Origin of the sequence: Cellulomonas rhizosphaerae, assembly GCF_003470205.1 — a bacterium.
Taxonomy (GTDB): Bacteria; Actinomycetota; Actinomycetes; order Actinomycetales; family Cellulomonadaceae; genus Cellulomonas; species Cellulomonas rhizosphaerae.
Window position 1 is genome coordinate 1 of the sequence record NZ_QWKP01000218.1, and the last position, 24,892, is coordinate 24,892.

General features: G+C 72.5%; 22 protein-coding genes. 9 read left to right on the top strand and 13 right to left on the bottom strand.

The window, feature by feature from the left end; genetic code table 11:
- From D1825_RS15360 to D1825_RS15370, 3 genes are all read right to left on the bottom strand, one after another.
- A partial coding sequence (locus D1825_RS15360; RefSeq protein ID WP_118768292.1) for an MFS transporter occupies positions 1–828 on the bottom strand: 828 nt, incomplete at its 3' end.
- 107 nt (positions 829–935) lie between these two features.
- Positions 936–1,412 (bottom strand): MarR family winged helix-turn-helix transcriptional regulator, encoded by a 477-nt coding sequence (locus tag D1825_RS15365; protein ID WP_118768293.1) that lies wholly within the window; start codon positions 1,410–1,412, stop codon positions 936–938.
- Between the two features lie 133 nt (positions 1,413–1,545).
- Complete coding sequence (locus tag D1825_RS15370; protein ID WP_118768294.1) at positions 1,546–3,054, bottom strand: sugar porter family MFS transporter; 1,509 nt, start codon at positions 3,052–3,054, stop codon at positions 1,546–1,548.
- 201 nt (positions 3,055–3,255) lie between these two features.
- On the opposite strand from D1825_RS15370, the gene D1825_RS15375 reads away from it, so the two are divergent.
- The 3 genes from D1825_RS15375 to D1825_RS15385 all read left to right on the top strand — a co-directional run bounded on the left by D1825_RS15375 (position 3,256) and on the right by D1825_RS15385 (position 6,165).
- Entirely contained in the window at positions 3,256–3,855 is a 600-nt protein-coding gene (locus D1825_RS15375) for a hypothetical protein (protein ID WP_118768295.1), read from the top strand.
- A gap of 675 nt (positions 3,856–4,530) precedes the next feature.
- Positions 4,531–5,151 carry a DUF47 domain-containing protein gene (locus D1825_RS15380; protein WP_118768296.1) on the top strand — a complete coding sequence of 207 codons (621 nt, stop codon included), beginning with the start codon at positions 4,531–4,533 and terminating at the stop codon, positions 5,149–5,151.
- A 6-nt stretch (positions 5,152–5,157) separates the two neighbouring features.
- On the top strand, positions 5,158–6,165 hold the full coding sequence (locus tag D1825_RS15385) for an inorganic phosphate transporter (RefSeq protein ID WP_118768297.1): 1,008 nt from the start codon (positions 5,158–5,160) through the stop codon (positions 6,163–6,165).
- Positions 6,166–6,194: 29 nt separating this feature from the next.
- Here the strand turns inward: D1825_RS15385 and D1825_RS15390 are convergent, their stop codons facing one another.
- The 3 genes from D1825_RS15390 to mshD are packed head-to-tail and all read right to left on the bottom strand — an operon-like array spanning position 6,195 to position 10,365.
- Entirely contained in the window at positions 6,195–7,172 is a 978-nt protein-coding gene (locus D1825_RS15390; RefSeq protein WP_118768298.1) for an NUDIX hydrolase, read from the bottom strand.
- Complete coding sequence (locus D1825_RS15395) at positions 7,169–9,406, bottom strand: RNA degradosome polyphosphate kinase (protein WP_118768299.1); 2,238 nt, start codon at positions 9,404–9,406, stop codon at positions 7,169–7,171. The genes D1825_RS15390 and D1825_RS15395 overlap by 4 nt, the downstream gene beginning before the upstream one ends.
- Positions 9,403–10,365, bottom strand: a complete 963-nt coding sequence (mshD, locus tag D1825_RS15400) for a mycothiol synthase (protein WP_118768300.1) — start codon at positions 10,363–10,365, stop codon at positions 9,403–9,405. Before mshD ends, D1825_RS15395 begins: the two co-directional genes overlap by 4 nt.
- 92 nt (positions 10,366–10,457) lie before the next feature.
- Here mshD and D1825_RS15405 point away from each other — a divergent pair, with 92 nt between their 5' ends.
- Positions 10,458–11,867 carry an NAD(P)-binding domain-containing protein gene (locus tag D1825_RS15405; RefSeq protein ID WP_233549933.1) on the top strand — a complete coding sequence of 470 codons (1,410 nt, stop codon included), beginning with the start codon at positions 10,458–10,460 and terminating at the stop codon, positions 11,865–11,867.
- 326 nt (positions 11,868–12,193) lie between these two features.
- Here D1825_RS15405 and D1825_RS15410 read toward each other — a convergent pair whose 3' ends face one another.
- The 5 genes from D1825_RS15410 to D1825_RS15430 all read right to left on the bottom strand — a co-directional run bounded on the left by D1825_RS15410 (position 12,194) and on the right by D1825_RS15430 (position 18,834).
- Entirely contained in the window at positions 12,194–13,618 is a 1,425-nt protein-coding gene (locus D1825_RS15410; protein ID WP_118768301.1) for a cellulase family glycosylhydrolase, read from the bottom strand.
- Between the two features lie 184 nt (positions 13,619–13,802).
- The gene (serC, locus tag D1825_RS15415; RefSeq protein WP_118768302.1) at positions 13,803–14,918 is read right to left on the bottom strand and encodes a phosphoserine transaminase; all 1,116 of its coding nucleotides are present in this window, start codon (positions 14,916–14,918) and stop codon (positions 13,803–13,805) included.
- A 139-nt stretch (positions 14,919–15,057) separates the two neighbouring features.
- Positions 15,058–17,046 (bottom strand): acetate--CoA ligase, encoded by a 1,989-nt coding sequence (gene acs / locus D1825_RS15420; protein WP_118768303.1) that lies wholly within the window; start codon positions 17,044–17,046, stop codon positions 15,058–15,060.
- 89 nt (positions 17,047–17,135) lie between these two features.
- Positions 17,136–17,957 (bottom strand): hypothetical protein, encoded by an 822-nt coding sequence (locus tag D1825_RS15425; RefSeq protein ID WP_118768304.1) that lies wholly within the window; start codon positions 17,955–17,957, stop codon positions 17,136–17,138.
- Positions 17,958–18,009: 52 nt separating this feature from the next.
- Positions 18,010–18,834 (bottom strand): formate/nitrite transporter family protein, encoded by an 825-nt coding sequence (locus tag D1825_RS15430; protein ID WP_118768305.1) that lies wholly within the window; start codon positions 18,832–18,834, stop codon positions 18,010–18,012.
- Positions 18,835–18,925: 91 nt separating this feature from the next.
- On the opposite strand from D1825_RS15430, the gene D1825_RS15435 reads away from it, so the two are divergent.
- A complete protein-coding gene (locus tag D1825_RS15435) occupies positions 18,926–20,029 on the top strand; it encodes an NADH:flavin oxidoreductase/NADH oxidase (RefSeq protein ID WP_118768306.1) in 1,104 nt (367 codons plus the stop codon).
- Between the two features lie 40 nt (positions 20,030–20,069).
- Complete coding sequence (locus tag D1825_RS15440; protein WP_138067696.1) at positions 20,070–20,420, top strand: hypothetical protein; 351 nt, start codon at positions 20,070–20,072, stop codon at positions 20,418–20,420.
- Here the strand turns inward: D1825_RS15440 and D1825_RS15445 are convergent.
- Positions 20,417–21,811, bottom strand: coding sequence for an NAD-dependent malic enzyme (locus D1825_RS15445; RefSeq protein ID WP_118768308.1), 1,395 nt, complete (start codon positions 21,809–21,811; stop codon positions 20,417–20,419). The genes D1825_RS15440 and D1825_RS15445 overlap by 4 nt on opposite strands.
- Positions 21,812–21,864: 53 nt before the next feature.
- Here D1825_RS15445 and D1825_RS15450 point away from each other — a divergent pair, with 53 nt between their 5' ends.
- Genes D1825_RS15450 through D1825_RS15460 form a run of 3 tightly spaced genes read left to right on the top strand, consistent with a single transcriptional unit; the run spans position 21,865 to position 23,588 of the window.
- Positions 21,865–22,299, top strand: coding sequence for a helix-turn-helix transcriptional regulator (locus tag D1825_RS15450; protein ID WP_118768309.1), 435 nt, complete (start codon positions 21,865–21,867; stop codon positions 22,297–22,299).
- A 24-nt stretch (positions 22,300–22,323) separates the two neighbouring features.
- The gene (locus D1825_RS15455) at positions 22,324–22,725 is read left to right on the top strand and encodes a VOC family protein (RefSeq protein WP_118768310.1); all 402 of its coding nucleotides are present in this window, start codon (positions 22,324–22,326) and stop codon (positions 22,723–22,725) included.
- A 23-nt stretch (positions 22,726–22,748) separates the two neighbouring features.
- A complete protein-coding gene (locus D1825_RS15460; protein ID WP_118768311.1) occupies positions 22,749–23,588 on the top strand; it encodes a Fic family protein in 840 nt (279 codons plus the stop codon).
- 415 nt (positions 23,589–24,003) lie between these two features.
- Here the strand turns inward: D1825_RS15460 and D1825_RS15465 are convergent, their stop codons facing one another.
- A complete protein-coding gene (locus D1825_RS15465; protein ID WP_233549934.1) occupies positions 24,004–24,810 on the bottom strand; it encodes an HAD family hydrolase in 807 nt (268 codons plus the stop codon).
- Between the last annotated feature and the right edge of the window lie 82 nt (positions 24,811–24,892).

A 24,892-nucleotide genomic window follows, 5' to 3' on the forward strand; every position in this document is an offset into this window, starting at 1 on the left:
GCCGACGGCGACGCTCCCGATCACCGCGAGGACCAACGTGCGGTTCTTGAACAGGTGCAGCGGGATGATCGGCTCGGCGGCCTTCGACTCGGCCCAGATCGCCAGCGCGAGCGCGACGAGGGAGCCGCCGACCATGGCGGCGGTCTGCCACGAGCCCCACGCGAACTTGTCGCCCGCGAACGTGATCCACAGCAGCAGGCCCGCGATTCCGACGGAGATGAGCGCGGCGCCCAGGTAGTCGATCTTGACGACGCGACGCACGACCTTGGGCAGGTGCAGCGTGCGCTGCAGCACGACGATGGCCGCGACGGCGAACGGCAGGCCGACGAAGAAGTTCCAGCGCCACCCGAGCGCGGAGTCGGTGAGCACGCCGCCGAGCAGCGGGCCGCCGACCATCGCGACGCCCATGACGGCACCCATGTAGCCCATGTACCGGCCACGCTCGCGCGGGCTGATGATGTCGGCGATCAGGACGCTGCCGAGCGCGGTCAGGCCGCCCGCGCCGATGCCCTGCAGGGCGCGCATGCCGATGAGCATCTCGGTGTTGTGCGAGAAGCCGGCGAGCGCCGCGGACACGACCGAGATGACCAGCGCGAGCTGGATGAGCAGCTTGCGGTTGACCAGGTCGGCGAGCTTGCCCCAGATGGGGGTGGAGATCGTCGTGGTCAGCAGGGTCGCGGTGACGACCCAGGTGAACGCGGACTGGTTGCCGTTCAGGTCCGTGATGATGCGGGGCAGGGACGAGGAGACGACGCTCGTCGCGAGGATCGAGACGAACATCCCCAGGAGGATGCCCGAGAGGGCCTCGAGGACCTCGCGGTGCGTCATGGCCGGTGCCTTGACGTCTTCGGTGCTGACTTCAGTGCTCAACGCGGTGTTCCTTCTGTGTGCGGGGATGGGGCGGCCCGGCGTCGTCGGCAGGTCGAAGGTGGGGGTCAGGCGTGGGGGTGCTCGGCTGCGTCGATGGCCGCGGCGAGCCGGTGCAGGACCGTCGTCGCGGCGTCGACCTCGGCGGGGGACCAGGCGGCGAACACGTCGCGGACCCGGGCCTCGAGCGCGTGCTCGATCTCCCGGGTGCGCCGCCGGCCCGCGGCCGTCAGGGCGATGGTCCGCACGCGGCGGTCGTCGGCATCCACGATCCGCTCGACGAAGCCGTCGTCGACCATGAGGCTCACCTGGCGGCTCGCGACCGAGATGTCGACGCGCAGCACCTGGGCGATCTCGCTGACGGGCAGCGGGCCGCGCAGGTCGAGCGTGCGGATGATCGCCAGCGTCGCTCGCGAGCAGTCGACCGTCCGCGCGAGCGTCGCGCCGCCCTCGCGGAGCGTGCGGGTGAACTGCTCGACCGCGCGCAGCAGGGTGAGGTGCGGGCTCGCGGTCGCGCGCTCGGGCTCGTCGAGCAGGACGCTCATGGATCTCCTTGGTTGCTTGCTGCAACCATATACACCGATGCTTGCAGCAAGCAACTTTTCTCCGGGTGATCTCGGACGCACGAAGGGCGCCCGACCGCGGTGGGTCGGGCGCCCTTCGTCGGGACGTGCGTGACTACGAAGGCTGGGCGGCGGCGCCGCGGCCCTTGCGCTCGACCTGGAGTCCCTCCATGTCCTCGAGCTGGCGCCCCTTGGTCTCGGGGACCTTGGTGAGCACGAAGAAGAAGGAGAGCGCGGCGAAGGCTGCGTACATCGCGTACGGGATGGTCGCGCCGAATGCCCCGAGCAGCGGGGGGAACGAGATGGTGATCGCGAAGTTGGCGATCCACTGCGCCGCCGCCGCGACGCCGAGCGCTGCGGCGCGGATGCGGTTGGGGAACATCTCGCCCAGCAGCACCCAGACGAGCGGACCCCACGTGGCGCCGAAGAAGACCACGAACAGGTTGGCAGCGACGAGCGCGACCGGGGCCCAGGCGCCCGGCAGGGAGACGTCGTCGCCCGTGCCCGACGACTGAGTGAAGGCGATCGCCATGATCCCGAGGCAGACGGCCATGCCGGCCGACCCGATGAGCAGCAGCGGGCGGCGGCCGATCTTGTCGATGAGCGCGATGGCGATGAACGTGACGGCGACGTTCGTGACCGACGTGATCGTCGAGATCGTGAACGAGTCGCTCTCGTCGAATCCGACCGCCTGCCACAGCGTGTTGGAGTAGTAGAAGATCACGTTGATGCCGACGAACTGCTGGAACACCGACAGCAGGATGCCGACCCAGACGACCGGCAGGAGCCCGAACCGAGGTCCCTTCAGGCTGGCCTGCTGCTCGAGCTTCTTGTCCGCCTCGATCGTCCGCTCGATCTCGGAGATGCGCTGCTCGGCGTCCTCGTCAGGACCGAGCACCGAGGCGAGCACCGTCTTCGCCTCCTCGCGCTTCCCGCGAGAGATGAGGTAGCGCGGCGACTCGGGGATCATCAGCGCGAGGATCCCGTAGACGGCGGCCGGGATCACGGCGACGATGAACATCCACCGCCAGGCCTCGAGGCCCCAGAGCTCGGCCGAGGCGGCGAGCTGGTCGCCCGTCGGGCTCGTCGAGCTGGCGATGATCTGGTCGGACAGCAGGGCCGCGAAGATACCGATGGTGATCGCGAGCTGCTGCAGCGAGCCGAGGCGGCCACGCATCGCGGCGGGCGCGATCTCGGCGATGTACGCCGGGGCGATGACCGAGGCGATGCCGATGCCGATACCGGCCATCACGCGCCACAGGATCAGGTCCCAGACGCCGAACGCGATGCCGGACAGGATCGAGGAGACGAAGAAGAGCACCGCGCCGAGGAACATGACGCGCGTGCGGCCCCACCGGTCGGCCAGCTTGCCGCCCGCCCAGGCACCGAACGCGCAGCCGAGCAGCGCGACCGCGACGGCGAAGCCCTTGAGCGTGTCGCCGAGGTCGAACTGCACCGCGATCGCGTCGACCGCGCCGTTGATGACGGAGCTGTCGAAGCCGAACAGGAAGCCACCGACGGCCGCCGCGACCGCGAGGGCGATCGCCCGGTTGTGGTGAGGGTGCCGCCCGGACTGCGCGGCCGATGCCGCTCCGCCCTGGGGTGGCTCTGGGGTGTGGGACATGGTCCAGGCTCCTCCGGCTCCGCCCCCAGGTGCCTCCCGGGGTGTGCTTTCCCCAACTCTGGCCCGCGACCTGCGTCCTTGCACGTCGAGGAGCATTTCGGACACTACCCAACTCTCGGGGGTGCCGGGAGGGGTGAGGCAGGATGGTCGGCGGAGGTGGTGATGTCCGACTCGGAAGCCCGACGCCCTCGTCGTCCCGCGATGCTCGACCCGGCCCAGGCCGAGGAGCTGCCCGGTGGACTCGACCCGGCCCTGCGCTCGCAGGTCGCGCACACGACGGCCGCCGCGCTGGTCCACCACGGGCGCGCGAACGCCGACCCCGACGTGCTGGCGCGGCTCATCGCCCTCGTCGAGACCGAAGGTCTGGACGTCGTCGCGGCACTCTGGTCCGACGCACCCGCGCCGACCCTGCCCGGGGCGCTCTGGCGGCTCTACGTGCTGCGCGAGTGGGTGCGGCGCGACCCCGACACGGTCGCCGACCGCTACCGGCTCGGTGTCGGCGCAGCGCCGGTGCACGAGGTCGTGGCCGGCGTGGCCGACGCCGCCGGCCCGGCCGACGTCCGCGCGGTCGCCGACGCGGTGCTGTCCGGCGTGTACACCGGGGACCTCGACGTCGCGCTCGAGCGGGCCGCCTCGTTCTGCCGGGTGCTCGCTGCGGGGGCTGCGTTCGACGCCGACCACCTCGACGTCGTCGATCCCGGCGGCGCGGTGCGGCTGACCCACGGCGCGGCGTCGCTCGTGCGGACCGCCGAGGAGCTCGAGCACGCCGCCGCCCTGTGGCGGGCCGGCAAGCTCGAGTGACGACGCCCGGACCCGGCCGGTGCCGCGGCGCCGGGCGTAGCATGGAGGGCGACGCCGGGTCGCGGTAGCCCCGGGCTCCATTTCAAGCCACTTCGAGTGGCCCCGCGCCGAGAGGCGCTCCCGGCCCGGCGTCGCCCTAGCGGGCACGCCTGCTGCGCCGGTGCTTCGCCCCGTCGCCGGCCAGGACCCACCGGCCCGGCGTCGCCCACCCCCCCGATCCCTGAACTGCTGTGAATGCAGGGATCGTTGCAGCGCGCGTGCACGTGAGCGGCGCGAATGGTTCAACGAGACCTGCGTTCATCGGGGGGAGCGGGGTGCCGCGGGGGCGGCGGGCGCTGCGGACGGGAGAGCGCGGATGGGGTGATCGCCTGAGCGCATCGGGGTGCTCGTGCCCGGGACGGGTGGTTCGCGCCGGTTCGGGTGGAGCGGGCGCGGCGGGTTGCTGGGCAGGGCTCCGAGTGAGGCTCGCCACCCTCGGCGCGCGCGGAACGGCGGGGCGCGAGCGTGGTCGAGGGCCACGACGTACGAGATGCGTCGCGGGAGGGACCAAAGCGGTCCCGAGCGCGTCGTTCGGGTGTCACCATGTGTGCACCCCCGAGTCGCCTCGCGTTAGGTAATCAAGGGGGCTTGTCCTAGCCTGATTTCCGTCCGCCGTCCCCCTCCCCGGAGCCTCCCGTGCGCCTGCGCCTGACACCGCGCGACACCACGTTCTTCGACCTCTTCGCCGCCTCTGCCAAGCACCTGGTCACCGGAGCAAACCTCCTGGGCGAGATGCTCGGCGCGGACCGGCCGACCCGCAAGGAGATCGGCAAGGCGATCGCTGAGGCGGAGCACGCAGCCGACGACGCGACCCACACGATCATGCGTCGCCTGAACCAGACGTTCGTGACGCCGTTCGACCGCGACGACATCTACAACCTCGCGTCGAGCCTCGACGACTGCATGGACTACATGGACGAGGCCGCTGACCTCATCGTCCTGTACAAGGTCGACGAGCTGCCCGCGCGCGTCTCGGACCAGGTCCAGGTGCTGCAGCGTGCCGCCGAGCTGACCGCCGACGCGATGCCGCGCCTGCGCTCGATGGACTCGCTCTCGGAGTACTGGGTCGAGGTCAACCGCCTCGAGAACCAGGCAGACAAGATCCACCGCAAGCTGCTGGCCCAGATGTTCGACGAGATCGCCGACCCGATCGAGCTCATGAAGCTCAAGGAGATCGTCGAGAAGCTCGAGGACGCCGCCGACGCGTTCGAGAAGGTGGCGAATACCGTCGAGACCATCGCGCTCAAGGAGTCCTGAGCCACGGTGGAAGCAGCACTCGTCGTCGTCGTCATCGCGCTCGCGCTCGGCTTCGACTACACCAACGGTTTCCACGACGCAGCGAACGCCATCGCGACCTCGGTGTCGACGCGCGCGCTGACGCCGCGGGTCGCGCTCACCATGGCGGCCGTCATGAACTTCGTCGGCGCCCTGCTGGGAACGGCGGTCGCCGAGACGATCGCGACGTCGATCGTCGACCTCAAGGACGCGACTGGGCACCAGGCGCTCGTCGTGATCGTCTGTGCGCTCGTCGGCGCCATCACGTGGAACCTCATCACCTGGTGGTTCGGCCTGCCGTCCTCGTCGACGCACGCGCTGATCGGTGGCCTCGTCGGCGCCGGCCTTGCCGCGAGCCTCGGCGTCTACTGGCAGTCGGTGTACGAGAAGGTCGTGCTGCCGATGGTCTTCTCCCCGCTCGTCGGCTTCCTGCTCGCGTTCGCGATCATGGTCGGCGTGCTGTGGCTGCTGCGGAACGCGGCGCCCGCCAAGACGATGCGGCGCTTCCGCCTCGCGCAGACCGTCTCCGCCTCGGCGATGGCCCTGGGCCACGGCCTGCAGGACGCGCAGAAGACGATGGGTGTCATCTACCTCGCGCTGCTGACGGTCGGCTGGGCGAACCCGGACGACGGCATCCCGCTGTGGGTCAAGGTCTGCGCGGCCGCCGCGATCTCCGCCGGAACGTACTCGGGCGGGTGGCGCATCATGCGCACGCTCGGGCGCAAGATCATCGAGGTCGACCCGGCGCGCGGCTTCGTCGCCGAGTCCGTCTCCGCGACCGTGCTGTACGTCAACGCGTTCGTGCTGCACGCGCCCGTCTCGACGACGCACACGGTCACCTCGGCGATCATGGGCGTCGGCGCCACCAAGCGGGCCTCCGCGGTGCGCTGGGGCGTGGCGAAGAACATCGGCATCGCGTGGGTCCTGACGATCCCGGCCGCCGCAGCCGTGGCCTCGCTCTTCTACTTCGTGCTGAACCCGATCCTCAACCGATAGCGGCCTGATCGGGGTGTGATCAGCGACGGTCAGGCCGCGACGGGCTTGTGCCGCTCGACGGCCACGACCCGCGGCCCCTTGGCCGTCTGGGCGACGTGCGCGACGAGCGCCTCGCCCGGCTCGAGGAACGGGTCGTCGGTGGGCATCGCGTCGACGACGGATCGTCGGGCGTGCTGGGCGAGGACGTCCAGGACGGTCGGCAGCACCGGTCGGTGCGTGCACAGCACCGAGTCGCCCGGCCACTCCAGCAGGTCGACGAGCTGCCGGGCCACGCGCGCGGGCGACACGGTGTGCTCCTGCTCGGTGAGCAGCGGCGAGATCTCGATCGGCACCTGCGCGGCGGCGCCGTAGGGCTTGACGGTCGCAGCGCAGCGGCCCCACTCGCTCGAGACGATGCGGGACGCACCGAACGCGGACAGGACCGGGACGAGCCCGGTCGCCTGCCGGGCGCCCACGGCGGTCAGCGGCCGGTCCAGCTCGGTGCCCTTCCACGCGGACCGACGGGTCGCGCGGCCGTGCCGGGCGACGACGACCGCGCGAGTATCGAGCCGCCCCTTGCGGTGGGCCTCGACGAGGTGGACCAGCGGGACGGCGTCGTCGGACCGGGTGAGCCGTTGAGCCGCGACGTCCACGTCGAACCAGCGCACCTGGTCGATCTCGTCCATCGAGGCACGGGGGACCGGCGGCCGGGCGCGCAGCGCGGCGGCGTCCTGCCGGCCCGCGACCTGGGCGGCCCAGTAGCGCACGCGCTTGGTGCGCCCGTCGGAGATCTTGTACTCCAGGCCGGGCAGCGGTATGCCGAGCACGACGTCGTGCGTCGTCTCCTCGGCGACCTCGCGCCAGGCGGCCTGCACGATCGTCTCGCCCGGGTCGAGCTTGCCCTTGGGCCACGACCAGTCGCGGTAGCGAGGACGGTGCACGAGTGCGACCTGCAGCCGCCCCGTACGGACGCGCCACACCAGGGCGCCGGCGGCCTCGACGACCGCCGGGTGGGTCGGGTGACTCACCGGCCCGAGCCCGGGCGCCGACGCTGCCGCGCGATGAGCTGGGCCTGCAGGTCGACGAGCGGCCCGTCCGGCCCCTGCGCGTGACGGGTCCAGGCGCCCTCGGCGTCGAGGTGCCAGGACGCGGTGCCCTCGTCCATCGACTCGTCGATCAGGTCGACGAGCTCGGCGATCTGATCGTGGTCGGCGATCCGGACGAGCGCCTCGACGCGCCGGTCGAGGTTGCGGTGCATGAGGTCGGCGCTGCCGATGAACACGTCGGGGCCCTCGAACGTGTCGTCCTCGGTCGGCACGGCGTGCGCGAACGCGAAGATCCGGGCGTGCTCGAGGAAGCGGCCCAGGATCGAGCGGACGCGGATGTTCTCGCTGAGTCCCGGGACGCCGGGGCGCAACGAGCAGATGCCGCGCACGACGATGTCGACCGGCACGCCCGACTGGGACGCGCGGTACAGGGCGTCGATCGTGGCCTCGTCGACCATCGAGTTGACCTTGATCTTGATCCACGCCGGGTGGCCGTCGCGCGCGGCCTGGGCCTCACGGTCGATCCGCTCGACGAGCCCGGCGCGCACGCTGCGCGGGGCGACGAGCAGGCGGTGGAACCGGCTCTTGGGCGCGTACCCGGAGAGCTGGTTGAACAGCCGCGTGAGGTCCTGGCCCACCTCGGGGTCGGCCGTCAGCAGGCCGACGTCCGTGTACAGGCGCGCGGTCTTGGGGTGGTAGTTGCCGGTGCCGACGTGGCTGTAGCGGCGCAGCCCGTCCGACTCCTGACGGACCACCAGGCTGAGCTTGCAGTGCGTCTTGAGCCCGACGATGCCGTAGACCACGTGCACGCCGGCCTGCTCGAGCTTGCGGGCCCAGGAGATGTTGTTCTGCTCGTCGAACCGGGCCTTGATCTCGACCAGCGCCAGCACCTGCTTGCCCGCCTGGGCGGCGTCGATGAGGGCGTCGACGATCGGGGAGTCGCCCGACGTGCGGTAGAGGGTCTGCTTGATGGCCAGCACCTGCGGGTCGGCCGCGGCCTGCTCGAGGAACGTCTGCACCGACGTGGAGAACGAGTCGTACGGGTGGTGCAGCAGGATGTCGCGCTCGCGGATCTTGGCGAACACGTCGGTCGGGGTCGCGCTCTCGACCTCGGCCAGCTGGCGGTGGGTGGTCGGGACGAACCGCGGGAACTGCAGGGCGGCGCGGTCGAGGTCGGCGATGAGGTTGAGCCCGGTCTGGTCGAGCGGCGCGGGCAGCTCGTAGACCTCGTCGTCGGCCATGCCCAGCTCGCGGATGAGCAGGCGGCGGATGCGTGGGCTGATGCCCTCGGCGATCTCGAGCCGCACGGGCGGGCCGAACCGGCGGCGCAGCAGCTCCTTCTCCATCGCCTTGAGGAGGTTCTCGGCATCGTCCTCCTCGACCTCGACGTCCTCGTTGCGGGTCACGCGGAACGTGTGGTGCTCCTGGACCTCCATGCCGGGGAACAGGTGCTCGAGGTGCTCGGAGATGACGTCCTCGACGGGCACGAAGCTCGTCGGGCCCTTCTCGACGCTCGCGGTCTGCTCGTCGGGCGCGCTCGGGCGGCCGCTCGCGTCGACCGCGATGAAGCGCGGCAGCAGGGGCGGCACCTTGACGCGGGCGAAGTGCTCCTTGCCGGTCGTCGGGTTCACGACGACCACGGCGAGGTTGAGCGACAGGCCCGAGATGTACGGGAACGGGTGCGCGGGGTCCACGGCGAGCGGCGTCAGGACCGGGAAGATCTGGCGCCGGAAGAACTTGCGCAGGCGGTCCTGCTCGCTCTCGCCGAGGTCCTGCCAGCGCACGAGCGTGATTCCCTCACGGGCCAGCGCGGGCTGGACCTGCTCGGCGAACACGCGCGCGTGCCGGTCCATGAGCTGGTGCGCCTGCTCGCTGATGGCCTCGAGGACCTGCCGCGGCGCGAGGCCCGACGCGGCCGTCACCGCGATGCCGGTCGCGATGCGGCGCTTGAGGCCGGCGACGCGGACCATGAAGAACTCGTCGAGGTTGGACGCGAAGATCGCCAGGAACCGCACGCGCTCGAGCAGCGGGAGGTCCGGGTCCTCGGCCAGCTCCAGCACGCGCTGGTTGAACGCGAGCCAGGAGACCTCGCGGTCGCTGAACCTGTCGTCGGGCAGGGGCTCCGAGGGCGCGGGTTCGGGCGCGGTCTCGGGGGCCGCGACGTGCTCGGCGATGTGGGCGGCGAGCTCGGCTTCGAGCGCAGGTGCGTCCGTCATGGTGCCATCGTGGCACCGGTCGGTGAACGGCGGGTATCGGAACCGAACATCACGTCCGTCGCCGACTTCTCGAACCCGGCGCGGCGGTACGTCCGGATCGCGACGGTGTTCTCCGCGCCGGTGTAGAGGATCGCCGCCGACAGTCCCCGCGCGGCCAGGTGGTTGAGGCCCGCGACGGTCAGCGCGCTGCCCAGGCCCAGGCCCTGCGCGTCGGGGTCGACGCCCACGACGTAGATCTCGCCGACCGGCACGGGCCCGTGCTCCCCGGCCGGGTGCACCTTGGTCCACACCGAGCCGAGCAGCTTGCCGTCGCGCTCGGCGAGCAGGAACCCGGCCGGGTCGAACCAGGCCTCGAGCTCGCGCGCGCGCAGGTCGGCCGACGTCATGCGGCCCTGCTCGGGGTGGTGCGCGAACGCGCGCGAGTTCACGCGCCGCCAGGCGTCCTCGTCCTGGCCGGGCACGAACTGGCGCAGCGTGACGCCGGGGGGCAGGACCACGTCACCGCCGCGCTCGAGCGGCTCGAGGCGCATCTGCCACAGCTCGCGGACCACCGGCATCCCCGCGTCGGCGGCGAACGCCCGGGCCGCGGGCAGGTCGCCGTGCGCCCACACGTGCAGCACCCGGTCGAGGACGTCGTCGGTCACGGGCGCTCCGGCCGCCAGCAGTGCCCGGCCCACGCCGCGGCGGCGGTGCGCGGGGTCGACGACCAGCTCGCCGCGGACCGTCGCGGCGAGGCTCACGTCGAGCTGCGCGTACCCGGTGAGCGTGCCGTCCTCGTCGCGGGCCAGCAGGTGCGCGACCCGCGCCTGGTCGTCCTCGAGCCACAGCAGCGGCTGCTCCGAGAGCGGCGCGATGCCGTCGACCGCTGCGGCGCGCGCGGCCAGCTCGCGGACCTCGTCCGCCTCGGGCGTGGGCAGCGGCCCCGTGCGGACCTGGACCGGCGTGCTCGGATCGGACATCCGTCCATCCCACCACGACAGGCCGTCCGCGGGGGCGGGTGAAATGCCGAAGCCCTCCTCGGCGCGCGCGTGGGCGGGTACGTTGGTCGGACATGGACCAGCCGCCCGACGAGACGCGCGAGGCCCCGGCGAGCCCGGAGCCGGCCCGTGCGTCTCCCCGGTCCGACGACACGATGGAGCTCGTGCTGGAGTTCGACGACGCGGGGTCGCCGCGGCCCGTGCCCGTTGGGGGTGGGGCGCACGCTCATGTGGACGCGGCTCCCGTGGACGACCTCGGTGCGGGGGACGACGAGGCGCCGTCGGCGGAGCCCGTCGCCGTCGAGGCGCCCAGCCGGCGGTCGCGGCGGGAGCGCGGCGCGCACCGGTCGGCCGACGGGCCGGTCGAGGTGGACGTCGTCGTCATCGGGGCCGGTCAGGCGGGGCTCTCGTCGGCCCATCACCTGCGCACGAGCGGCTACACGGCCGTCGGCGAGCGCGGGTGGGAGCGCGCGGAGCGGACGTTCGTCGTCCTCGACGACTCTCCCGCACCCGGCGGCGCGTGGCAGCACCGGTGGCCTGGCCTGACGATGGCCGACGCGCACGGCGTGCACGAGCTGCCCGGCATGCCGTTCCGCGTCGTCGACCCCGCGGAACCCGCCGCGCGTGCGGTGCCGCACTACTTCGCGCAGTACGAGGACGCGTTCGACCTGCACGTCCAGCGGCCCGTGAAGGTCGCTCGCGTGAGCGACGTCGACGGGTGGCTCGTGGTCGAGTCGCACAGCGTCGAGCGGCCCGACGAGGGCGTCGTCTGGCGTGCCCGCGGGCTCGTGAACGCCTCCGGCACGTGGTCGAAGCCGTTCTGGCCGGTGTACCCGGGGCAGGCGGCGTTCCGCGGCCGCCAGCTGCACACGCACGACTACCGCACGCCGCAGGAGCTGGCGGACGGGCACGTGATCGTGGTCGGCGGCGGCACCTCCGCGGTGCAGCTGCTGCTCGCGCTCGCGGAGGTCACGACGACCACCTGGGTGACCCGCCGGCCGCCCCAGTGGCGCGACGAGGAGTTCAGGCCGGAGGTCGGCCGGGCCGCCGTGGCGCTCGTCGAGGAACGCACGCGCGCGGGGCTGCCCCCGCAGAGCATCGTCAGCGTCACCGGCCTGCCGCTGACCCCGGCCTACCGCGCAGGCATCGAGGCCGGCGTGCTCGCGGCGAGGCCCATGTTCAGCCGCCTGACCGCGACGGGCGCAGAGTGGGACGAGGTCCCTGTCGCGAACGGCTGGGCGGAGGGGCCGGCGTCGGTGGAGGCCGCGACGGTCCTGTGGTGCACGGGCTTCCGTGCCGCGCTCGACCACCTCGCGCCGCTGCGGTTGCGCGGGACGGGCGGGGGGATCGTGATGGACGGCACCTCGGTCGTCGCCGATCCGCGCATCCAGCTCGTCGGCTACGGCCCGAGCGCGTCGACGATCGGCGCCAACCGCGCCGGCCGCGAGGCCGCCCGCAACCTCCAGGCCCTGACGACCCCCTGACACCGGCCAGGCCGCGCAGCACGCGCACCCTGGTCACTCGGCGTCGTGGGCACACACCGCACCGCGCCGCCCCCGACTGCGGCGCAGCGCTGCGCTCGGGCGCTTCGGTGCAGCGTTAGTTGCGCATAGCGGTACTAACGCTGCACTTAGTGGCCCGGGACGCGGACGCGGGTCGGCGCGGCGCGGCGCTTAGGTGCAGCGTTACTTACGCATAGCGGCATTAACGCTGCACCTAGTGGCCCTGGGGCCGGCGCTGGTGCGTGCGTGGCCCCGGGCTCGGGGGAGCACGGGGCCACGCGGTGGAGCTGCTCTGGCGGTGGGGTGGGTCAGCTGGCCGTGCAGGTGACCGGGGTGGAGGCGCTCGGGGCCGTGCCGGTCCCCACCCACCCGTAGGTCGTCGTCGCGCCGGCGCCCAGCGAGCCGTTCCACGGGGCGTTGGTGACCGTCTCGATCGAGCCCGCCTGGCTGAACGTGCCGGACCACCCCTGGACCGTGCCGCCCGTCGGGACAGCGAAGGTCGTCTTCCAGGCGGCGATCGCCGACGTGCCGGCCTTGATCGTCACGCCCGCCTGGTACCCGCCGGGCCAGGTGCTGCTCACGGTGAGCGTCGCGGTGCACGCCTTGCCGGCCGGGGTGGTCGGCGTCGGGGTGGGGGTCGGCGTGACCGTCGGGGTGGGCGTCGGAGTGGGGGTGGGGGTGGGAGTCGGGGTCACGGTCGGCGTGGGCGTCGGCGTCGGCTGGGTGCCGCCGTAGATCTTCGCCGTCACGGCCGTCGCCTTGATCCCGTTGACCCCGTTGAGCACCTTCTGGCCCCACGGGGAGAGGTTCGCCGGGTTGAAGTTGAGCACCATGTCGAGGATCGGGTCGGTGTTGCCCGACCACGACCAGCCGTAGTAGCCGATGTTGCGCTTCACGGCCTCGGCCATCACGGTCGCGTCGTCGACGTCGGCCGTGCTGTTCCGGTAGCCGAACTCGCCGACGATCAGCGGCAGGCCCTTGGCCTTGAACGCGTCGAGGTACGACGTGATCGACGAGGCGGTGTTGTAGACGCCGTACATGTGGATCGAGAACAGCGTGTTCGCGTCGGGGTCGGCGGCCGCGACCGTCGCCGCGCTGTCGCGCATGATGTTCTTCCAGTCCTGGCCCCACGCGGGGGCGTCGACCACGATGTTGTGGTGCAGGCCCGCGGCGCGCAGCTTCTTGATCGCGGCGGCCGTGTCACCGGCCCACTTGGTGTTGGCGGTGTCGTTGTTGCCGAACGGCTCGTTGCCGATGTTGATCTGGATGTAGTCCTCCTGGCCCTGGAGGACCGAGGCCAGCGAGATCCAGTAGCTGGCGGCCGTGTCGAGGCTCGAGGCGGCGCCCTCCTCGCCGTAGCCCGTGGTGTCGTGGTCCTCGAGCATGCAGATCAGCTTGTTCGCCTTGCAAAGGCTGATGATGTTCGCGACGTCGGCCGCGTCGTTCTTGGTCCAGCGCGTGCCGTCGGAGAGCACCACGCGCAGCGCGTTGGCCCCGGCGGCGCGGATGGCGGGGATCGCGGCCGCGGTCTGCGAGGTGTACCAGGTGTGCGCGTGGCTCACGCCGCGGGCGACGAACGGCGTGCCGTCCTTCTCCACGAGCTGGGTGCCCGAGATGTGCAGGCCGGGCGGCGTGGCGGCCCGCGCCGACGTGGAGACCAGCGTCGTCGCGCCGAGCGCGACGAGTGCGGTGGCCACGGCGACGCCGGGCAGCAGGGACTTTCGAGACCTCATGGGACATCCTCGTTCCGGGGGCTTCGGGTGGCCGCGCACGTGCCGGCGGCCGGTTGGCTGCACCCACCCGCCGCGCCGTCGTCGGCCGGCAGGCGGGTGCGTGGTCACACAACCAGTTAGCCCTGCGGGCCTCCACGGCCCGAAACGTTTCACCCCGGATGTCGGGCGCCCGACGAGGCAGGGGTCAGAGGTGCTCGACCACGTACTCCACGCAGCCGACGAGCCGGCTCACGTCGTCGGGCTCGATCGCGGGGAACATCGCGACCCGCAGCTGGTTGCGCTTGAGCGCCCGGTACGGGAACGCATCCAGCACGCCGTTGGCGGCCAGCGTCGCGACGACGCGGTCCGCGTCGACGGACGCGTCGAGGTCGATGGTCCCGACGACCTGTGAGCGGAACGCCGGGTCGGCGACGAACGGTGTGGCCCAGTCGGTCCGCTCGGCCCAGTCGTAGAGGCGCGACGACGAGTCGCGCGTGCGGGCGACGGCCCAGTCGAGCCCGCCCTGAGCGTTGAGCCAGCGGATCTGGGAGTCCATGAGGACCAGGGTCGCGATCGCCGGGGTGTTGTACGTCTGGTGCTTGGCCGAGTTGTCGATGGCCGTGACCAGGTCGAAGAAGTCGGGGATCCACCGGTCGGTCGCGGCGACCTGGTGCGCGCGCTCGATCGCGGCGGGCGACAGGATCGCCGCCCACAGGCCGCCCTCGGAGGCGAACCCCTTCTGCGGCGAGAAGTAGTAGACGTCGGTCTCGGCGATGTCGACCGGCAGGCCTCCGGCGCCGGACGTCGCGTCGACGAGCACCAGGGCGCCCTCGTCGGCCTCGGCCACGCGCTGCACGGGCAGCATCACGCCGGTGGACGTCTCGTTGTGGGGCCACGCGTACACGTCGCTGCCGGCGCTCGCGGCGGGCAGCACGCCCTGACCGGCGGGCACCTCCTGCACCACCGGGGCGGCCAGGAACGGTGCAGCGGCCGTCTCGCGTGCGAACTTGCGGCTGAACTCCCCCAGCACCAGGTGGTGCGAGCGCTCGCGGACGAGAGCGAACGTCGCGATGTCCCAGAAGGCGGTGGCGCCGCCGTTGCCGAGCACCACCTGGTACCCGTCGGGCAGCCCGAACAGCGTCGCGAGCCCCTCCTGCACCGAGCGCACGACGTTCTTCACGGGCGCCTGGCGGTGCGAGGTGCCGAGCAGAGCGCGGTGGGCGACGAGCGCGTCGACCTGCGCGTCGCGGACCTTGGACGGGCCGGAACCGAAGCGACCGTCCGCGGGCAGCAGGTCGGCGGGGATGGTCAGCTCAGCCACGGGGTGCCTCTCGATCGGGATCGGGGGCCAGTCTGGCAGCCCGCAACCCGCGCCCCGCCGCCCATTCCACGCGGCGGACGACCCAGGACGCGCGAACCCGGGGTCGCAGTCGCACGACCACGACCCCGGGCTCCGCGGCTCAGTCCTCCTGCTTGGCCCCCGGTGCGGACAGGCCCGCCGCGATCAGGTCCATGACCGACGAGTCCGCGAGCGTGGTCGCGTCGCCGACCTGGCGGTTCTCGGCCACGTCGCGCAGCAGGCGGCGCATGATCTTGCCCGAGCGCGTCTTGGGCAGCTCCGCGACGACGAGGATCTGGCGCGGCTTGGCGATCGGCCCGATCTCCTTGGCCACGTGGTTGCGCAGCGTCGTCTGCACCTCGTCGGGCGCCTGGTCCCCGCCGCCCGCGTCACCGCGCAGGATGACGAACGCGACGACCGCCTGCCCCGTGGTCTCGTCGGCCGCACCCACGACCGCCGCCTCCGCGACCCACGGGTGGGACACGAGGGCGGACTCGATCTCGGTGGTGGACAGGCGGTGGCCGGACACGTTCATCACGTCGTCCACGCGGCCGAGCAGCCAGATGTCGCCGTCGTCGTCCTTCTTGGCGCCGTCGCCGGCGAAGTACAGGTCCTTGAAGCGCGACCAGTACGTGTCGGCGTAGCGCTCCTGGTCACCCCAGATGCCGCGCAGCATCGACGGCCACGGCTCGGTGATGACCAGGTAGCCGCCCGCGCCGTCCGGCACGGGGTTCGCGTCGTCGTCGACGACGGTCGCGGCGATGCCCGGCAGCGGCACCTGCGCCGAGCCCGGCTTGGTCTCGGTGACGCCCGGGAGCGGGCTGATCATGATCGCGCCCGTCTCGGTCTGCCACCAGGTGTCGACGATCGGCGCCTTGTCGCCGCCGATGACCCGGCGGTACCAGATCCACGCCTCGGGGTTGATCGGCTCACCGACCGAGCCGAGAACGCGCAACGAGGAGAGGTCGAACTTCGACGGGATCTCCTCGCCCCACTTCATGCACGTACGGATGGCGGTGGGTGCGGTGTACAGGATCGAGACCTTGTACTTCTCGATGATCTCCCACCAGCGACCGCGGTGCGGGGTGTCCGGCGTGCCCTCGTAGATGACCTGCGTGGCGCCGTTGATCAGCGGGCCGTAGACGACGTACGTGTGGCCGGTGATCCAGCCGATGTCGGCGGTGCACCAGTAGACGTCGGTCTCGACCTTGAGGTCGAAGACCGCCTTGTGCGTGTACGCCGCCTGCGTGAGGTAGCCACCCGTGGTGTGGAAGATGCCCTTGGGCTTCCCCGTCGTCCCCGAGGTGTACAGGATGAACAGCGGGTGCTCGGCGTCCAGCGGCACGGGCGTGTGCTGGTCGGAGGCGCCGTCGACGACGTCGGACCACCACACGTCGCGCTCGTCGGTCCACTCGACGTCGCCGCCGGTGCGCTTGACCACGAGCACGTGCGTGACGGTGTGCTCGCCCTTCGTCAGTGCCTCGTCGACCGCGGGCTTGAGCGCCGACGCGGCACCGCGGCGGTAGCCGCCGTCGGCGGTGACGACGAGCTTGGCCTCGGCGTCGACGATCCGCGAGTACAGCGCCTCGGCGGAGAACCCGCCGAAGACCACCGAGTGCGGAGCGCCGATGCGGGCGCACGCGAGCATCGTGAACACGGCCTCGGGGATGAGCGGCAGGTAGATCGCGACGCGGTCGCCGGTCTCGACGCCGAGCGCGCCGAGCGCGTTGGCGGCCTTGGAGACCTCGCGCTGCAGGTCCGCGTAGGTGATGGTGCGTGTGTCGCCCGCCTCGCCCTCGAAGTGCAGCGCGACGCGGTCGCCGTTGCCCTCCTCGACGTGCCGGTCGACGGCGTTGTACGCGGCATTGAGCTGCCCGTCGGCGAACCACCGGGCGACGGGGGCGCCCGACCAGTCGAGCACCTCCTCGAACGGGGTGCTCCAGTCGAGCAGGTCACGCGCCTGCTCGGCCCAGAACGCGGGGCGGTCGGCGTTCGCCCACGAGTACGTGTCCTTGTGGGCGTTGGCCTGGGCGGCGAACTCGGAGCTCGGGGGGAACCGGCGGTCCTCGGAGAGCAGGTTCTCCAGACCACCGGGGGTCGTGTCGGTCACGCAGACCTCCTGTGCAGCGGCATCGGTGCGACGGGGGCGAGCCCCCGGACCGCACTCTAGTCATCTCCGCCCGGAGGCTCGCGCCGAGGTCAGCGGTGCCGCTCGCGGAACTCCCCGAGCCGGACGCCGCGACGACGCGCAGCGGCCGCGACGAAGCCGGACAGCAGCACGAGGAACCCGGCCGTGAGCAGCGTGCCCGACGAGCCGGAGACGAGCACCTGCGTGATCGTCAGGTGCCACCCCGAGGAGTCGACGTACTGCAGCGTCAGGTCGCGCGCAACGCCGGGTGCGATGAGCGAGACGCCACCGAGCCCGGACAGCACGACGCCCGCGGTGAGCGGGACGGCGGGCGTCCATGTGCCGAGCAGGACGACCCAGCCGAGCAGCAGGAGGCCGATCCCGACGAGCACGATGCCCATCGTGTCGACCGTCGCCGTCCAGCCGCTGACCTGCGCCTCGAGGATGCGCGCCTGGCCGATCAGCAGCGTGCCCGCCGCGACCGGGCCGAGCACGAGCCCGACGATCGCGCCGACGACGTGCGTGCCGACCGACGTCGAGCGCGGCGCGTTCGGGTCCGGGAAAAGCTCCTCGTCGGTCGGGGGCTGCGGCGTGAACGTGGACTCGGGAGCGGCCACCACGGGCTGCTCCTTGGTCCCCGGCGCGGGTTCGGCGGGAGGCGGGACGACGGCCGTCGCGGGGCCGGTGCTCGGCGCGGCGGGCTCGACCGGGGTGCGGGAGCTGACGCGCGCGAAGGTCTTCGTCGGCTCGTCCTCCGGCGGCGGCGTCGGCGCGGGACGGACGACGGCGTGGCGGCCGGTGTCCACGGCGGGCTCGCTCGCGGGCGCCTGCGGGGGCTCGCCGTCGACGGCGGGCTGGACTTCGGTCGGTCGGTCGGGGTCGGAGGTGCTCATCCGTGCTCCAGTGATGGCCGAGGGGGCGACGCGGGTGCGCCGCCGTTCCCGGTCACCGTATTGCGGTCGTCGTCGCCTCGCGCTCCGGTGCGGGCGTGTCGGGCGACGCGGGTCGGCTGCCGTAGGCGTAGGCGAGGCCGACGAGGACCGCGCCGCCGATCGTGTTCCCGAGGCCGACCACCGCGACGTTCCGGGCGAACTCGCCGATCGTCGCGCCGGGCAGGCCACCGAGCAGCCCGAGCGAGAAGGTCGTCATGTTCGCGACCACGTGCTCGAAGCCCGAGGTGATGAACACCATCACGCACGCGAAGATCACCGCGATGCGCGCACCCTCGCTGCGCAGCCGGGCCGCGCACCACACGGCCAGGCAGACGAGCAGGTTGCACAGGATGCCCCGGACGACGAGCTGGCCCGAGGTCTCGGCCGCCTTGTGCTCGATCATCGTCGCGATCATCGCCCCGCCGGGCGTGCTGGGGGCCAGGACACCGGAGGCGTGCACCAGCACGGCGAAAACGAAGGCACCGACGAAGTTGCCGGCGAGCACGGCGAGCAGCGTGGCCGCGGCGCGCGCCCAGCCGACCACGCCGCGGACGGCACCCTGCGTGAGGATCATCATCGCGGAGGTCGCCAGCTCACCCCCGGCGACGACGACGATCGTCAGCGCGACCCCGAACACCAGGCCCTGGACGAGCGGCGTGAACCCCGAGCCCACCGCGGCGAGCGGGCCGCCGGCGGTCGCCATGATGACGACGCCGATGCCGATGTAGGCACCCGCGAGGGCGGTCCGCACCAGGAAGACGCCGGGCGTGCGCAGCAGGTCGACCTTGTGGTGCGCGGCGTCCGCCTGGGCGTCGACGGCTTCGGAGATGGTCAGCACGGGTTCAGCGTCCCGCGAACACCCGGCCGGATCCTGGGACGAAGGACCGAGGGCCTCAGCCGACGCGGCCCGCCGGACATAGCGTGGCTGCATGACCTCTCTGTTCGACCCGATCACCCTGCGCGGCACCACCTTCGCCAACCGGGCGTGGCTCGCGCCCATGTGCCAGTACTCCGCCGTCGACGGCGTCCCGAACGACTGGCACCTCGTGCACCTCGGCGCGCGCGCCGCCGGCGGGTTCGGGCTCCTGCTCACCGAGGCGACGGCCGTGGTCCCCGAGGGTCGGATCTCGCCCCAGGACACGGGCATCTGGGACGACGAGCAGGTCGCGGCCTGGCGCCGCATCACCGACTTCGTGCACGCGCGCGGGACCAAGATCGGCATCCAGCTCGCGCACGCCGGCCGCAAGGCGTCGACGCACTCGCCGTTCTCCTCCGGGCGCGGTTCGGTCCCGCCCGCCGAGGGTGGCTGGGGCACGGTCGGGCCGTCGGCGCTCGCCTTCGCGGGCTACGCCGAGCCGTCGGCGCTGACCGCCGCCGAGATCGCCGAGATCCCCGGGCAGTTCGCCGCGGCGGCACGCCGGTCGCTGGCCGCCGGTTTCGACGTCGTCGAGATCCACGCCGCGCACGGCTACCTGCTGCACCAGTTCCTCTCGCCGCTGTCGAACGTGCGCGACGACGAGTACGGCGGCTCGCTCGAGAACCGCGCGCGGCTGCTCGCCGCGACGGTCGAGGCCGTCCGCGCCGCGTGGCCCGACGAGCTGCCGCTGATCGTGCGGGTCTCGGCGACCGACTGGGTCGAGGGCGGGCTCACGGTCGAGGACGTCGCGCTCGTCGCGAAGGACCTGGCCGGCCGCGGCGTCGACCTGATCGACGTCTCCACGGGCGGCAACGCGGCGGCCGAGATCCCGGTCGGGCCGGGCTACCAGGTGCCGGCCGCGCGTGAGGTGCGCGCGTCGGCCGGGCTCGCCGTCGCGGCCGTCGGGCTGCTCGACGACCCCGTGCTCGCGGAGCACGTGATCGCGACCGGGGAGGCCGACGCGGTGCTCGTCGGGCGGGGCGCTCTGCGCGACCCGTCGTGGGCGCTGCGGGCCGCGCACGAGCTCGGCGTCGTGACGCAGGCGCTGCCGCTCGACGCGTCGTCGGCCACGACCACCGGGTGGCAGCCGCAGTACGTGCGGGGCGCCTGGCGCTGAACGTCCGCCTGCGCAGCTTGGCGGCTGACATGCTGGCCGGGTGATGCGTCGCGTGGTGCCGGCCGCTGCAGTCGTCGTCGTGTCCGTTGCGGTCGTCGTGCTGGTCGCACTGCTCGACCGGGCGACCGTGACCGCCGCGAGCGGGCTCGGGATCCTCCGATTCGGCGGTCCCTTCGGCTGGCTGGGCCAAGACCAGTCCGTGCTCGACCCGCCGTTGCCGTTCGAGACGCGCCCGCTGGGCCCGTGGGAGCACCCGACGAGCGTCGCGTGGCTCCCGTTCGTCACGGACGTCGCGATCGTGGCCGTGGTCGTCGCGCTGATGTACTCGCTCGCGGCCCGGGTGCTGCGCTCGCATCGGTCGCCGGCTACGACCGCGCTCGCTCGTGCCTAGGCGGTCGCCGCCTGGCGCGCCGCTTCGGCGACCGCGTGAGCGACGCGCGTGGTCACCTCGGGGTTGAACACGCTCGGCACGATGTAGGTCGGGTTGAGCTCGTCCGGGCTGACCACCGACGCGAGCGCGCGGGCCGCGGCCAGCAGCATCGTGTCCGTGATGGTGTGCGACTGCGCGTCGAGCAGGCCACGGAAGACGCCGGGGAACGCGAGCACGTTGTTGATCTGGTTCGCGAAGTCCGAGCGGCCGGTCCCGACGACCGCGGCGTGCTGGGCCGCCTCGTCGGGGTCGACCTCGGGGCGCGGGTTGGCCAGCGCGAAGACGATCGAGTCGGGGGCCATCGTCGCGACGTCCTCGCCGCCGATGACGTCCGGGGCCGAGACGCCGATGAACACGTCGGCCCCGGCGAGCGCCTCGCGCAGCGTGCCCGTGACGCCGCGCGGGTTGGTGACGCTCGCGGTCCAGCCGAGGCGCTCGGTGAGCCCGGGCCGGGCCGCGTGGATGAGTCCGTCGACGTCCGCGACGACCACGTCGGTCGCGCCCGCGGCCAGCAGGAGCCGCAGCACCGCCGTCCCTGCGGCGCCCGCCCCCGACAGCACGATCCGCACCGAGCGGATGTCCTTGCGGACCACGGTCAGCGCGTTGGTCAGGGCCGCGACGACGACGATGGCCGTGCCGTGCTGGTCGTCGTGGAACACCGGGATGTCGAGCCGCTCGCGCAGTCGGCGCTCCACCTCGAAGCAGCGTGGCGCGGAGATGTCCTCGAGGTTGATCCCGGCGAAGACCGGCGCGATCGCGCAGACCGTCTCCACGATCTGGTCGACGTCGGTGGTGTCGAGCGCGATCGGGAACGCGTCGATGTCCGCGAACCGCTTGAACAGCACGGCCTTGCCCTCCATCACGGGCAGCGCGGCGAGCGGGCCGATGTCGCCGAGCCCGAGGACCGCGGTGCCGTCGGTGACGACCGCGATGGTGTTGCGCTTGATCGTCAGTCGTCGGGCGTCCTCGGGGTGGGCCGCGATGGCCTCGCAGACGCGCGCGACGCCCGGCGTGTACGCCATCGACAGGTCGTCGCGGTTGCGCAGCGGGACCTTCGAGGTGATCTCGAGCTTGCCGCCCAGGTGCATGAGGAACGTGCGGTCGCTGACGCGCTCGACGACGACGCCCGCGAGGGCCTTGAGGGCCTCGACGATGTCCGACGCGTGCTCCTCGCCGCGGGTCGCGCACGTGACGTCGACCGTCATCTGCTCGTGGCCCGACGCTGTCACGTCGAGGGCGGTGACGATGCCGCCGGCGACCTCGATCGCGGTGGTCAGCTCGCTCACGGCGGTGGGGCGGGCCTGGACCTGCAGGCGGGCGGTGATGGACGACGAGACGCTGGGGGCCGGCATGGCTGCCAGTCTGCCCCTGCCGTCGTCGGGCGACCTGTCCTACGGTTGTCGGCATGACTCCCGACGAGCTCGCGACGTTGGCGGACCTGCGCCGCGCGCGCGACCTCATCGACCGCGAGTACGCCCGGCCGCTCGACGTGCCGACGATGGCGGAGCGCGCGTACATGTCGCCCGCGCACTTCTCGCGCCGCTTCCGTGCCGCGTACGGCGAGACGCCCTACAGCTACCTCATGACGCGGCGGATCGAGCGAGCGATGGCGCTGCTGCGGTCCGGGGCCTCCGTCACCGACGCGTGCATGGAGGTCGGGTGTACCTCGCTCGGGTCGTTCAGCTCGCGGTTCTCGGAGATCGTGGGGGAGAGCCCGACCGCCTACCGCTCGCGGGAGCACGCGGCGGTCAAGGCGATGCCGCCGTGCGTAGCGAAGGTGCAGACGCGGCCCGTCCGGCGGCCGGCGCCCATCGAGCAGGATCGAAGAAGCAGCGCGTAGGGCCCGCTCTCTAGGGTCGTGGCCATGAACATCTCGCTGAAGTACACCAATGTGACCGTCAACGACGTCGACGAGTCGATCTCCTTCTACGAGGCGCTCGGCATGAAGATCCTCAACGACGTGGCCTCCGGCGACTTCCGCTGGGTCACCCTCGGCAGCGACACGCAGCCCGGCCTCGGCATCGTCATCTCCGTCCCGCACGCGGGCCGCTCGCAGGCCGACGGCGATGCGCTGCAGGAGCTGCTCACCAAGGGCTCGTTGCCGTTCCTCGTGTTCAGCTCGTCGGACGTGGACGCCACCTTCGAGAACCTGCTGGCGTTCGGCGCCGAGGTGCTGCAGGAGCCCATCGACCAGGACTGGGGGCCGCGCGACTGCGCGTTCCGCGACCCGTCGGGGAACAGCGTGCGGATCGCACAGGCGGTCTGACGTCGTCTCCTAGGGTGGCGGGCGTGGACCCGCTCGCCGCCCTGGCCGACCTGCCCGGCGTCGCCGACTCGCTCGCGCGGGCTCGGACGGCCTGCGAGGAGCTGCGCTGGCACGAGGCGTACCGCCGCCGCTGGCGCGAGGTCCGCGCCGAGGCGGGGATCCGGTCCGCGCGGGCAAGTGCGGCGCTCGACGGGGGACGTGTGCCGCTCGAGGCCGTGCGGTCGCTCGCGGTCGGCTCCCCGGCACCCGCGGGCCTCCCTTTCGTGCTGGCCGGTGGGGCGTTGCGCGCGTCGGCGCTCGTCGAGTCGCTCATGCCCGACCTCGGTGCCCGCGACACCCCGCCTCTGCCGCCGTTCGGGCAGCTGCTCGCGCGGGTGCACGCCGCAGCGGCGTCGGGGCTCGTCGCGGACGCGGACCTCGGGCGGCTGCGTTCGTCTGCCGATCCCCAGGACCTGACGGGCCTCGGCTCTGCGCCCACCGGTGAGGAGCTGGCTGCGCGGCTGGCACTGCTCGGGTCGCTGGTCGAGGCGTCGCGCGCTCCTGCCCTCGTCGTCGCTGCCGTCGTGCACGGTGAGCTGCTGACGCTGCGGCCGTTCGTCGCGGGGAACGGGGTCGTGGCCCGGGCGGTGTTCCGGCTGCTGCTCACGTCGCGCGGCCTCGACCCGACGGGGTCGGTGATCTGCTCGGCCGGATGGGCCGCGTCGCCGAACCCGTACCTGGGGGGTGCCGCGGGCTTTGCGACCGGGGACGCCGCCGCCGTCGCGCGGTGGATCGTGCTGTGCGCCGACGGGGTCGACTCCGGAGCTGCGGCGGCACGGGACGTGGCGGACTCCGTGCTGGCGGGGTCGCTCTCGCCGGGCTGACGCTGCGCGGACCTTCCCGCTCGCCCGCTCGGCGCCCCGCTGACAGGTCGCTGGTTCGTCGAGAAGTCGCTGGTTGCAATCGGCGACCTGTCGCGGAACCTGCGATCCGTCGCGCCCGCGTCGGCGTGCCGGCGGCCGGACACACACAACGGCGGCGTCCCGAGGGGCGCCGCCGTTCCGCCTGCGACCGGAAGTGATCAAGCGCGCTCTGTGTGGTTCGCAACGGGTCCAGCCCGGTCGAACTGCCCATAGGTGGGCTCTCCTGCGCGTGGGTACCTCGCGGTCATGCAGTTGTGACTCTTGTGGTACTCCCCGATCCGGCCGATGGGAAGGGCTGGCGGCGTCGGTGCAGGTCGACCGGTTCGGGATGTCGGATGGTGGGACGCGAATCCCGTGATGCGGACAGCGCGGGGGGTCAGCCGCGGGCGCGTCGTCGGCCGAGGTACCAGCCGACCGCGAGCCCGGCGGCGACCAGCGCCACGACGCCCACTGCCGCGATCGAGGCGGGTCGTCGCGCGAACGCGAAGAGTGCGACGGGTCGGCTGAAGGCCAGGACCCCCCACCCCTCCTGCTCGGCCAGGCGGCGAAGCGTGCGGTCGGGGTTGACCGCGAAGCCGTGGCCGACGACGCCGAGCATCGGTGCATCGGTGATCGAGTCGGAGTACGCGAAGCTGCGCGACAGGTCGTAACCCTCGCGCTCCGCGAGCTCGCGGATGCCGATCGCCTTGTTCTCGCCGTAGGCGTAGAAGTCGATCTCGCCTGTGTATCGGCCGGCGGTGACGGCCATGCGTGAGGCGATGACGTGGTCCGCGCCGAGCACGGCGGCGATCGGCTCGACGATCTCGCTGCTCGAGGCGGACACGATCACCACGTCGCGGCCGGCGGCGTGGTGCTGCTCGATGAGCGCGACCGCCTCGGCGTAGACGGTGGGGTCGATGGCCTCGTGCAGGGTCTCGGCGACGACGGCCGAGACCTGCGAGACCTCCCAGCCGGCCACGTTGCGGGAGAGCTGGACGCGTAGGCGCTCGGTCTGGTCCTCGTCGGCCGCGCCCATGAGGTAGACGAGCTGCGCGTAGGCCGTGCGCAGGACCTTGCGGCGCGTGAGCATGCCCTGCGCGAGGAACCCCCGCGAGAACGCGGTGGCCGACGACGTCGCGATGATCGTCTTGTCCAGGTCGAAGAACGCCGCCTCGCGGGTGGCCGTGCTCGGATGGGCGTCCATGCTGGTCCGGGTCTGCTTTCGGTGCGCGCGTCGGGGATGTGCGGTCGCGGCGAGCGTAGCCCGCGGCACCCACATCGCGACG